This is a genomic window from Blautia massiliensis (ex Durand et al. 2017), from assembly GCF_001487165.1.
Taxonomy (GTDB): domain Bacteria; phylum Bacillota; class Clostridia; order Lachnospirales; family Lachnospiraceae; genus Blautia_A; species Blautia_A fusiformis.
Genome location: NZ_LN913006.1, coordinates 3,361,333 through 3,373,462 on the forward strand (window position 1 = coordinate 3,361,333; position 12,130 = coordinate 3,373,462).

Consider the following 12,130-nt stretch of genomic DNA (forward strand, 5'->3'; position numbering starts at 1 on the left):
CATAGTACATCTGTCAGGTAGAAAAATACTTGTATGGCAAAAAGGTATCGTTTACAATAAAGAATACACACATAGCATTGCAAGAGCATGTCAATAAGAACAGATCTGAAAATTACAGATTCGGATCCGGCAAAAATAAGATTTTACAAATTACGAGGTGACAGAACATATGCCAGCAACAGATAACATCACACTTGAAAAAAAATACAGAAAACTCCAGGAAATCCTCCGTTCCCTTGGAAGTGTAGCCGTAGCTTTTTCCGGTGGAGTGGACTCCACATTTTTGCTGAAAGCTGCACAGGAAACACTTGGTGACAAAGCTATGGCCATTACCGCATGTCCATGCTCCTTCACCGACAGAGAACTGAAAGAAACGCAAGATTTCTGCCAGGAAAATCACATTTGCCAGGAGATATGCAAGATCAACGAATTTGACATCCCGGGGTTCCGTCAGAATCCGCCGGACCGCTGCTATATCTGCAAAAAAGCCATCTTTACCAGACTTTGGGAAGTTGCAAAGGCGCGCCATATGAACATGATCGTGGAAGGTTCCAACATGGATGATCTGGGCGACTACCGTCCGGGAAAAAGGGCTATCCAGGAGCTTGGGGTCCGCAGTCCGCTCCAGGAAGCAGGCCTCTATAAAGAAGAGATCCGGGAGCTGTCAAAAGACATGAATCTTCCGACCTGGAACAAGCCATCCTTCGCCTGTCTTGCTTCCAGATTTGTATACGGTGAGACCATTACCGAGGAGAAGCTTCACATGGTAGATCAGGCCGAGCAGTTTCTGATGGATCTGGGATTCCATCAGTTCCGTGTTCGCATCCACGGTACCATGGCAAGGATCGAGGTTCCAGAAGAAGAGATCCTGAAAATTGCAGATAATGAAACAAGAACAAAGATCACAGAGAAATTCCGCACATTGGGATTTTCTTACGTGACTCTGGATCTTCAGGGCTTCCGTTCCGGAAGTATGAATGAAACACTGGGAAAATAAGTATCAGAAAATAAAATAATCCCCCGGAAATACCGCGCGAGAAGTATTTCCGGGGGATTGCTACAAGAATAGAACCGGAGGCTCCGTTACTGTGTTCAAATCTTAATTTTCGGATTGAGAATATCTGTCTGGCAGGTTGTATATCTTACATATAATCCTTCAGCACATCATGATCCCGCAGTACCTTCTCAACCACAGTACCCTTCACAACATTAAGAAGTGGTTTCTTCAGTGCATTCAGCGGCCCTGGCAGCTGGATCTCCAGCGGGGATTTTCCGTCCATCAGCTTCACACTGCTGTCCAGAAGCTCACGGATATCGTAAACGCTTCCCCATACTTCCGGAACCCCACGGTCTACACCGAAAAGTCCGTATACAGCCTCCATTGCAGTACGTACGGAATATTCTGTTGTGAATACGGTATCACGAGGAGTTTCTGCAAACTGTCCCAGGAATGCAAAGTTTACACAGCCATCCGGGATAACATCCGGGCGGTCACCTTTGGTACGCGGCATGAAGAAGGCGGTGATGTACGGCATCATGGTCGGAACGCAGACAGCGCTGTTTTCTGCCATATCGTCGATCTGATCTACCGGAACACCCAGGTGGTACAGCCACTCGGCGGTAATTTCCTTACCGGTACAATCCTTCATCGGCTTCTTGATATAATCACCGGGAACATCTGTGAACAATCCGTAAACCCATACACAGACCTTCTTCGGATCCTGTTCCCTGAACTGTCCCTGACGGTTGATGGTCCAGCTTAAGAGCCATTTGGAATCCTGGCAGCTTACGATACCACCGGTAACAACCTTGCCGGTACGTGGGTCACGCTGGCAGATATTGGTGATATAAGGGATAATACGGTCATCTAAAGTGGTGACAGTAGCGGATTCCCAGTTTGTTCTGGAAATGTCTGAGCAGAACTTTTCCGGATGTCCGAAGGAAGGATCCTGAGCTGCGATATTTTTCCACAGGGACCAAACGCCACTGGTACGGACCTCTGCATCACCGTTTGGTGCATGGTTCTGGTCGCCGTAGATCGTGCCCTCTGTACAGCTTCCGTTAGTGACGAAAACATAATCATTTTCTGTAAGAAGGATGCCCTGCTCCACATCTTTTACCTTGCACTCGATAGCAGTGGCGATCTTTTTGCCATCTTTAAAATTAAAGATCACGTTTGTGACCTCAGTATTAAACTGGAAGTCAACACCTGCATCCTCCAGATATTTTTTCATGGGAAGAATCAGGGATTCGTACTGGTTGTACTTGGTGAATTTCAGGGCGCTGAAATCCGGAAGACCTGCAATGTGGTGGATAAAACGCTGGAAGTAAAGCTTCATCTCCAGAGCACTGTGCCAGTTTTCAAATGCGAACATGGTCCTCCAGTACAGCCAGAAGGTGGAATCAAACACTTCATCATCAAATACATCTTCGATGGTTTTATCGTAAAGATCCTCATCCTTTGTCATAAACAGCTTCATGATCTCCATGCAGCCCTTCTGGCTCAGGTTAAATTTTCCGTCGGTATGGGCATCCTGTCCACGGTTGACGGTTGCACGGCAGAGAGAATAGTTCGGGTCGTGTTTGTTCAGCCAGTAGAACTCGTCCAGAACAGAAACACCCGGTTTTTCAAGAGAAGGAATACTGCGGAAAAGATCCCACAGGCACTCGAAATGGTTTTCCATCTCACGACCGCCACGCATGATATAGCCTCTGGACGGATCAAAGATTCCATCGCAGGCACCGCCGGCAATATCCATGGCTTCCAGGATGTGGATATGATCACCTGGCATCTGTGCGTCTCTTACCAGGAAGCATGCAGCAGCCAGGGAAGCAAGACCGCTTCCTACAATGTAGGCATGCTTGTCGTCCACACCTTCCGGTTTTTCCGGACGGGCAAAGGCTTCGTAGTTACCGTTGGAATAATAAATCCCTTTGCTGTTTTTGTCATGCTTTCCACGCTCGGTGTTGCGGTAGTTTGCAGTAGTTTCTTTCACATGGAGGTTTTCCTCTTCGTTGATCTCTCTTGTTTTTTTCATCAGCATGGCTGCGCCGGCTCCGGCTGCCGCAAGTGCTGCAAGTCCCATGAATCCTTTTTTATCTGACATATGACATCCACCTTTCGTAAATGAGATACCTGTTTGTATCGGATTAACTGTTCTTTGTTGCTGTTGAGGCTATGATAGCCCATCCGGAAAAAAGATTCTATTTACAAAATACCGAAAGTGTTCAGTTTTTTATCATTATGTCTGTTTTGATAAGTTTTTATTCTGTATGCATTTCTGCTGTTTTGTTTCTGGCGGCAAAATTGCGGATGGCGTTGTCGATGCTTCCATACAGTGCGGTTGCGGTATCATCTGCGATTTCGCGATAATCTTCGCGCATGCCGTTTTTGATCCAGTCCAGCATGATCCCTACAAAGCTGTATTTATACAGATCTGCGATAAAAATTTTCTGTTCATCCGTGATGGGGATATCTTTTGATTTTTCTGTTACCACGCCCATAAGAAGATCGCAGGTAAGCTGGAACAGATAATTTTCGATCTGTTCCCGCCCCACGCAGCGGTATACATTTAAGATAAACGGCTTGTTTTCCATCACGGCATCAAAGATCTGCAGAAGCCCTTCATGCCATGTGGAAGAGGTTTTTTTGCCCTGAAGGGCAATTCTGGCATCTTCCAGACAGCACCACTCCACAAGATCATAGATATCTTTGAAATGATAGTAAAAAGTCATGCGGCTGATCCCGCAGTCCGTAGTCAGGTCGTTGATGGTGATCTTATCTAAAGGCTTCTTAAGAAGCAGATGTTTCAGGGATTCTTCCAGGGCAAGCTTGGTTGCGTTTGTCATGTCTTGCGGCCTCCTTTGGCAAGGTTATAGTTATTAATATAACATGAAAGTGCACAGAAAATCCATGTTAAACAGTGACTTTTCTGTGAAATTATGATAAACTGGATCTGGAATATTTTGCGGAACAGAACGGAGTGTACTATGAAGAAAAAATCAGTTTGTATCCTGCTGATCTTTGCTGCCGTGATAGTACTTACTTATGTGACAGGAGAATCCTATTACAGAGGAATCAGTGAAAAAGCAGGGTTGGATAAACAGGAAGAGAAAATATATAAATACCAGTACGACATGATCGTGGACAGCCCCGATTCCCAGTTCTGGCAGGCAGTATATGACAGTGCGAAGAAAAAAGCAGCTCAGAATAATGTACTGCTTGAGATCATGGGGCCGGACAGAGGAACATCCTATGATAAACTTGATTATATGAATATGAGCATTGCGGCCAAGGCGGATGGTATTATCCTGCAGTATAATGGAGAAGCCGGTCTGGAAGAAGCAATCAATACTGCAGTAAGAAACGGAATACCGGTGGTTACAGTCATGAGTGATGCGGTGCACAGCCGCCGCCAGAGCTTTGTGGGAGTCAGCGATTATCAGCTTGGCATGGCTTACGGGGAAATTGTTGCCAAATACGTGGATGAGAACACGAAGAAGATCCTGATCCTGCAGAAACGGGACATTGATGATATGAACGAAAGTCAGATATACACTCAGATCAGCAATGCGGTGAAGATGGCAGCTGGGTCTGAGGATATTGAGATCAAGGGAAGGAATCTTCTGTCAACAGGAACCTTTGAAACAGAGGAGGCAGTTACTGATATTTTTCAGCAGAAGCGGAATGTTCCGGATATCCTTGTGTGTATGGATGAGGAGACAACGGAGTGTGCAAGACAGGCAATTCTGGATTTCAACCTTGCAGGAAAAGTGAAGATCATTGGTTATTATACATCTGAGGATATTCTGGCGGCAGTTGAAAAAGGTGTTATTTCAGTTACCTGTGATGTGGACACGACCCAGCTGGGACAGTACAGTGTGGAGGCAGTTACCAGCTATATAGAAGATGGAAGAACCAATTCTTTCTACAACGTAGACATTAATTTTCTTGACAGAACAGCAGTGAAGAAGATGAGGAGGGAGGCAGTCACAGATGAAAAAGATCCGTTGGAGTGACTTTTCTCTTGTAAGCAAGATCATGATCGAGGTTGGCGTGCTGGCAGTTTTACTGTTCAGCATCAACATGTTGTTTTATGCGCGGATCAACAACTCCATGCAGGAGATGGATGATGTGTATGCCAGCAATGCCCAGATCACAGAGCTTGGGCAGGTTTTTGACGATGTGCAGGACAGTATGTACCAGTATCTGAAGGTAAAAAACTCTCAGGCACTGATGGATTATTATCAGAATGAGGCGAAATACAGGCAGGAGCTGGAGAAGTTAAATGAACGGAATATTGATGATTCCGTAAAACTTCTGGAGAAGAAGATACGTAAGATGTCGGAATCATATCTTTCCTGTACCGCAGGAACTGTAGCTGCCAAGAGAGGCAGGAATGTGGAGAAATATAAGCAGGAATATGATGAAAGTCTGGAGCTTTACAGTTATATCCAGAGTTCTATGGATGAGCTGAACAAGCAGCTTTTTAAAGAAAATTCCCAGACTTATGCAGCTCTCCGGGCGGTTATGAGATATCTGGAGATCAGTAATATGATGATCATGCTTCTGGTGGTGATCTGTGGAATGTTCCTTCTGATCATGGCAACAAGGGAGATGTTCCTGCCGCTGACTAATATGGCAGAAACTGCACAGCTGGTAGGTCAGGGGAATTTTAATGTAAAGATGCCCCCAGCAGATTCCAGGGATGAGCTTGGAACGGTAACAAGAGCCTTTAATACCATGGTGGATAATCTTGGTCTTTACATTGCCAGGACAAAGGCCAGCATGGAAAAAGAACAGCAGATGATAGAGAGGGAGCTTTTGATGGAAACACATCTCAAGGAGGCACAGCTTAAGTATCTCCAGTCTCAGATCAACCCGCATTTCCTTTTTAATTCCCTGAATGCAGGAGTACAGCTTGCAATGATGGAGGATGCAGAAAAAACCAGTATCTTTGTGGAAAAGATGGCAGATTTTTTTCGCTACAATGTAAAGAAGGGTGAGGAAGATGCCACACTGGAGGAAGAACTGGAGGCTGTGGATAATTACATTTATATTCTGAATGTACGGTTTGCCGGGGACATCCATTTTTCAAAAAAAGTGGAATGTGATGTGGAAAATGTACGTGTTCCCAGTATGATCCTGCAGCCGGTTGTGGAAAACGCAGTCAATCATGGAATCCGGAATATAGATTGGGAAGGACATATTGATCTCAGTGTGGAGAAATGGAACGACCATATTGAGATCAGTGTTCGGGATAACGGACTGGGCATGACCGGAGAACAGATACAAAGAGTACTGTCAAAAAAAGTCCACAGCAGTTCAGGCGAGGGTGATTCCACGGGAATCGGAATGAATAATGTGATCAGCCGTCTGGAACTATATTATGAGCGGGACGGATTAATGGAAATATACAGTGAAGGTGAAGGAATGGGAACAGAGGTAGTGATCAATATTCCTCTGGAGAGGAGCGAAAAAAATGTACAGAATCCTGATTGCTGATGATGAGGGGATCATGCTGGAATCCCTGAAAAATATTATAAGTTCCAACTATGGAAATGAATGTGAGATCCATACAGCCAAGACAGGCCGTGTGGTTGTGGAGGAGGCGGAGAAATATCCGCCGGATATCTGCTTTATGGACATTCAGATGCCGGGCTTAAGTGGGATCCAGGCAATCCGGGAAATTCAGAAATTTAACAGATCTGTGGTCTTTGTGATCATTACAGCCTATGATAAATTTAATTATGCCAAGGAAGCGGTAAATCTTGGAGTTATGGAATTTCTTACCAAGCCGGTAAACAAAAAGGTGATTTTGGAAACATGCTCCAAAGCTATGGAAAAGGTAGATTACACAAGACAGAAGCGAAGCGATGATCTCCGTATCCGTGAAAAGCTGGAGACAGTTGTGCCCATGATCGAAAGCGGATATATCAATAATATTCTTCTGCAGGATGATTTTCAGACATATCAGGATAATTACAGGGAGCTTCTGGATATCCGGGAAGAATATGGATATATGATCGTGGCTGAATTCGGGGATTCCACGGAAAATGGCGTTCTTACCAATGCGGTGGGGGCCAGTGTGAAGGCAAACAAATTTTATTCCACATTCCGGGAAATCGCTCAGGGATTTTTTGAATGTCTGGTAGGACCCATTATGGGAAACCGTATTGTACTGCTTGTTCCATACCGTAATTCCAGGGAGTCCTATGAGGAACGTGTGGAGGTTGTAACAAGAACCAGAAACATGGTACATAAGCTGGAAAGCAGGATCGACAGTAAATTTCGCTGTGGTATCGGCCGGGTGAAGGAGATGGGAAGCACCATGAAAGAATCCTTCAAGGAGGCCATGATCGCACTTCGGGAAAGCACCAGCCATGTTATACATATTGAGGATGTTCCGGCTGCACAGAAATATGACGGCGAATATCCAAGAGATCTGGAACGTCGCTATGAAAAGCGGGTGATGGATAAGGATGTGGCAGGAGCTTTAAGCTGTGCCGAGGAATTTATCAGGTGGATGGAGAAGCAGCCGGGAGTAGATCTGGAGGACATGCGCATCAAGATCCTGGAGCTTGTGATGGGAGTGGAAAAAAAGGCCTTTTTTGCAGGTACCGTGAAATATGCGATCAGCTGCCGCAGAAATTATATTCATGAGATCCAGGAATATACAGATATAGAAGGAATGAAAAAATGGTTCCTGGGCAAAACATCAGAAATCTGCAGTAACATGGAAAGTGCAAGGGAAAAAGAAGCGGTTTCTATTATCGAAAAAGCAAAGTCCTATATTCGGGACAATTATAAAAAAGATATTTCACTGGATGAGGTGTCACGGGAGGTGGATATCAGCCCTTATTATTTCAGCAAGCTTTTTAAGCAGGAGACCGGAGGAAATTTTATCGAGTATCTTACAGAAGTGCGGCTTCGGAATGCAAGAGAACTTCTCAAAGATTCAGGGCTTTCCATCAAGGAGATCTGTGCGGAATCCGGATACAGCGACCCCAATTATTTCAGCAGGATATTCAAAAAATACGAAGGCGTGACACCAAGTGAATTCAGAGAGAGGTTGAGGTAGACAATATGAGCGGGGGGAAAATGATCAGGAAGCTGTTGATCTTGCTGTGTCTGTTGACATTGATGCTGAATGGCTGTGCTTCCGAAAAAATAAAGCAGACAGCTGCACAGGAAAACGATACAGAGGAAGACAGTGGTGAAAAGAAAATTCAGATCGGTCTTACAGTGGATTCCTTTGTTATTGAGAGGTGGATTCGTGACAGGGATGCATTCGTGGCAACCGCAAGGGAATTGGGAGCGGAAGTGAATGTTCAGGATGCGGGAGCAGATACAAAAGAGCAGATCAGCCAGATCGACTATTTTATCAGGAAGCATATGGATGTGATCGTGATCATTGCCAGAGACTGCAAGGCATTATCTGAGGCTGTGGAGCGTGCCCACAATGTAGGGATCAGGGTGATCTCCTATGACCGTATGGTAAATGATGCGGATACAGACATGTATATTTCCTTTGATAACCGGAAAGTCGGAGAGGTCATGGCACAGTCCATGATGGAAGCGATCCCTGATGGCGGAAAGATTTTTATGGTCCAGGGATCTGCTTCAGATAACAATGTGGACATGGTAAAAGAGGGATTTGAAGACACTCTGAAAAACAGTGATCTGAAGGTGGTTTACGAAGCCAACTGTGAGGGCTGGGTCGCGGAGCTGGCAGCAGATTATGTGGAGGAGGCACTGGAAGAGTACCCCGATGTAAAGGGAATCATGTGTGGAAATGATGATATTGCCAGCCAGGTGATACAGGTTCTTGCGGAAAACCAGCTTGCCGGACAGGTGATCGTGGTAGGCCAGGATGGTGATCTGGCTGCATGTCAGCGTATTGTAGAAGGAACCCAGTACATGACAGCATTTAAATCTATCGAAGATCTGGCATGCCAGGCAGCTGAATATGCGGTGAAGATGGCAGAAGAGGGAAAGCTTCCGTCAGATGTGACAGATACCATGAACGATGGAAGCTACGATATCCCGGCGAAGGTGCTGGAACCGGTTGCCGTTACAAGGGATAATATTGATGAGGTGATCATTGACGGCGGTTTCCACAGAAGGGATGAAGTATATCTCAATACAGATTATGATACAGAGTAATGCAGAACAGATTGCATACCGGCATATATGTGGTGGTGAAATTCTGCAAGTAATGTGGCAGTGTAGCCATATGTGCAATAATACACAATTATGACAAAAATCAATAGCAGATTTTTGGTGCAAAAATGTCTTGCCTGATGCAGGGCATTTTTCTTTTGCAAAAAAATGTCTCTGTCATTGCCAACTATGTCCAGACAGTCCTGTGCTATAGTAACATCATCGAAGGAAACGTGATTCAAAAAACAAATAATGAAACGGAGGATTTTACAATGAAAAGAAAAATGGTATCTGCACTTCTTTGCGCAACAATGGTAGCTGGTATGGTGGTAGTTCCGGCAGCAACAGCACAGGCAGCAGACAAGAAACTGATCGGTGTTACCATGCCGACCAAGGATCTCCAGAGATGGAACCAGGATGGCGAGAACATGAAGAAAGAGCTGGAGGCAGCAGGATATGAAGTAGACCTTCAGTATGCATCCAACGACGTAAGCACACAGGTTTCCCAGCTTGAGAACCAGGTAGCAAACGGATGCGACCTTCTGGTTGTGGCATCCATCGACGGAAGCAGCCTTGGCGAGCCTCTGAAACAGGCCAAAGAAAAAGGAATTCCGGTTATCTCCTATGACCGTCTTCTTATGAATTCTGATGCAGTTTCCTATTATGCAACATTTGATAACTACAAAGTAGGACAGAAACAGGGCGAGTACCTGGTAGACGCACTGGATCTTGATAATCAGGATGGACCGTTTAACATCGAGCTGTTCACAGGAGATCCTGGTGATAACAACTGTAACTTCTTCTTCGGTGGTGCAATGGATGTTCTCCAGAAATACATCGATGACGGTAAGCTGGTAGTAAAATCCGGACAGACAGAGTTCGAGCAGGTTGCTACCGCAAACTGGGATAGTGCAAAAGCACAGGACAGAATGGATACCATCATCGCAGGTAACTACTCTGACGGAACAAACCTTGACGCAGTTCTCTGCTCCAACGATTCCACAGCCCTTGGTGTTGAGAATGCACTGGCAGCTTCCTACACAGGAGAATATCCGATCATCACCGGTCAGGACTGTGATACACCGAACGTTAAGAACCTTGTAGCAGGAAAACAGGCAATGTCCGTATTTAAAGATACAAGAGCTCTTGCATCTGCAGTAGTAAAAATGGTTGACTCCATCATGAAAGGTGAGGAGCCGGAAGTGAACGATACAAAATCCTATGATAACGGAACAGGTGTCATCCCGACATACCTTTGCGATCCGGTTGTTGTTACAACAGATAACTACAAAGAAATCCTGATCGATTCCGGATACTACACAGAGGATCAGATCAAATAATCATAATTTTTAAGAAAGAAATTTATCACATGCAGGCGGGGAATATAACCGCCTGCATGAACAGTGGAAAGGGAGGGAAATTGAGTTGGCTAAGATACTTCTGGAAATGAAAAATATCACCAAAACTTTCCCAGGTGTAAAGGCACTGGATAATGTTAATCTCCAGGTCGAGGAAGGCGAGATCCACGCACTGGTAGGTGAGAACGGTGCCGGTAAATCTACATTGATGAATGTATTAAGTGGTATATATCCGTACGGCTCGTATGAAGGAAATATTATTTACGATGGTGAGATCTGTAAATTTAACACCATCAAAGACAGTGAACATAAAGGAATTGTGATCATTCACCAGGAACTGGCACTGATCCCGTATATGACTATCGGTGAAAACATGTACCTGGGCAATGAAAGAGGCAGGAGCTTTTCCATTAACTGGAATGAAACTTATGGGGAAGCAGATAAATATTTGAAAATAGTGGGACTGGAGGAATCCTCCAGAACTTTGATCAAGGATATCGGTGTAGGTAAACAGCAGCTGGTTGAGATCGCAAAGGCACTTGCAAAGAATGCAAAGCTGCTCATTCTGGATGAGCCTACCGCATCACTGAACGAAGATGACTCCAAAGCTCTTCTGGATCTTCTTCTGAAATTCAAGAAGCAGGGAATGACCTCTATCATCATTTCCCATAAATTAAATGAGATTTCCTATGTGGCAGATAAGATCACAGTTATCCGAGATGGATCTACCATTGAAACACTGGATAAAAAGAAAGACGATTTTTCTGAGCAGAGGATCATTCAGGGAATGGTTGGACGTGAGATGACAGACCGGTTCCCGAAACGTCCAAATGTAAAGATCGGCGATGTTTCCATGGAAGTTAAGAACTGGAATGTTTACCATCCTCTGTATACAGAACGTAAGGTGGTAAATAACGTATCCTTTAAAGTACATAAAGGAGAGGTTGTCGGTATTTCAGGACTGATGGGAGCAGGACGTACAGAATTGGCCATGAGTATTTTTGGCAAGAGCTATGGAACTAAGATTTCCGGCCAGGTGTTCATGAATGGAAAAGAAGTGAAGCTGAATACAGTTCAGGAGGCTATTGACAACAAGCTCGCCTATGTTACAGAGGATCGAAAAGGAAACGGATTGATCCTTTCCAAGTCCATAAAGATGAACACTACGCTTGCAAACATGTCCGGTATCAGTAATGGAAAAGTGATCGATACGGATAAAGAATACGCAGTTGCTGAGGAATACAGGAAGAAACTGAAAACCAAGTGTCCGACAGTTGAGCAGAATGTCGGAAACCTGAGCGGTGGTAATCAGCAGAAGGTCCTTCTTGCAAAATGGATGTTTGCAGAGCCGGATATTCTGATTTTGGATGAACCTACAAGAGGTATTGACGTAGGTGCCAAATATGAAATCTACTGTATCATCAATGACCTGGTCGCAGCAGGAAAATCTGTGATCATGATCTCTTCTGAGCTTCCGGAAGTGCTTGGAATGTCAGACAGAATCTATATCATGAACGAGGGCAGATTCGTAGGTGAGGTAAGTGGTGAGGAAGCTACATCTGAGCTGATCATGTCCAGGATCGTGAAGTCAGGTAAAGGAGAGTAAGAA

General features: G+C 44.8%; 9 protein-coding genes. 7 read left to right on the plus strand and 2 right to left on the minus strand.

The annotated features are described in order from the left end of the window. The first annotated feature begins 169 nt into the window (after window positions 1-169). Entirely contained in the window at window positions 170-997 is an 828-nt protein-coding gene (gene larE / locus BN3261_RS16315; protein ID WP_059086776.1) for an ATP-dependent sacrificial sulfur transferase LarE, read from the plus strand. Window positions 998-1,142: 145 nt separating this feature from the next. On the opposite strand, the gene BN3261_RS16320 is transcribed toward larE, so the two are convergent. Together BN3261_RS16320 and BN3261_RS16325 are read right to left on the minus strand one after the other, a co-directional pair. Beyond that, a complete protein-coding gene (locus BN3261_RS16320; RefSeq protein WP_059086777.1) occupies window positions 1,143-3,107 on the minus strand; it encodes an oleate hydratase in 1,965 nt (654 codons plus the stop codon). A 157-nt stretch (window positions 3,108-3,264) separates the two neighbouring features. After that, a complete protein-coding gene (locus BN3261_RS16325) occupies window positions 3,265-3,849 on the minus strand; it encodes a TetR/AcrR family transcriptional regulator (RefSeq protein ID WP_015526040.1) in 585 nt (194 codons plus the stop codon). Window positions 3,850-3,990: 141 nt separating this feature from the next. Between BN3261_RS16325 and BN3261_RS16330 the strand changes: the two genes are divergently transcribed. The 6 genes from BN3261_RS16330 (at window position 3,991) to mmsA (ending at window position 12,127) form a co-directional block, all read left to right on the plus strand. After that, on the plus strand, window positions 3,991-5,019 hold the full coding sequence (locus tag BN3261_RS16330) for a sugar ABC transporter substrate-binding protein (RefSeq protein WP_015526039.1): 1,029 nt from the start codon (window positions 3,991-3,993) through the stop codon (window positions 5,017-5,019). Continuing rightward, window positions 4,997-6,505 (plus strand): sensor histidine kinase, encoded by a 1,509-nt coding sequence (locus BN3261_RS16335; protein WP_022426665.1) that lies wholly within the window; start codon window positions 4,997-4,999, stop codon window positions 6,503-6,505. Before BN3261_RS16330 ends, BN3261_RS16335 begins: the two co-directional genes overlap by 23 nt. Further along, on the plus strand, window positions 6,483-8,081 hold the full coding sequence (locus tag BN3261_RS16340; protein WP_022426666.1) for a response regulator transcription factor: 1,599 nt from the start codon (window positions 6,483-6,485) through the stop codon (window positions 8,079-8,081). Before BN3261_RS16335 ends, BN3261_RS16340 begins: the two co-directional genes overlap by 23 nt. Window positions 8,082-8,086: 5 nt before the next feature. Beyond that, window positions 8,087-9,166 carry a sugar ABC transporter substrate-binding protein gene (locus BN3261_RS16345; protein WP_022426667.1) on the plus strand — a complete coding sequence of 360 codons (1,080 nt, stop codon included), beginning with the start codon at window positions 8,087-8,089 and terminating at the stop codon, window positions 9,164-9,166. 308 nt (window positions 9,167-9,474) lie between these two features. Then, entirely contained in the window at window positions 9,475-10,503 is a 1,029-nt protein-coding gene (gene chvE / locus BN3261_RS16350; RefSeq protein WP_227574350.1) for a multiple monosaccharide ABC transporter substrate-binding protein, read from the plus strand. A gap of 85 nt (window positions 10,504-10,588) precedes the next feature. After that, window positions 10,589-12,127 (plus strand): multiple monosaccharide ABC transporter ATP-binding protein, encoded by a 1,539-nt coding sequence (mmsA, locus tag BN3261_RS16355; protein ID WP_022426669.1) that lies wholly within the window; start codon window positions 10,589-10,591, stop codon window positions 12,125-12,127. Window positions 12,128-12,130 lie beyond the last annotated feature (3 nt).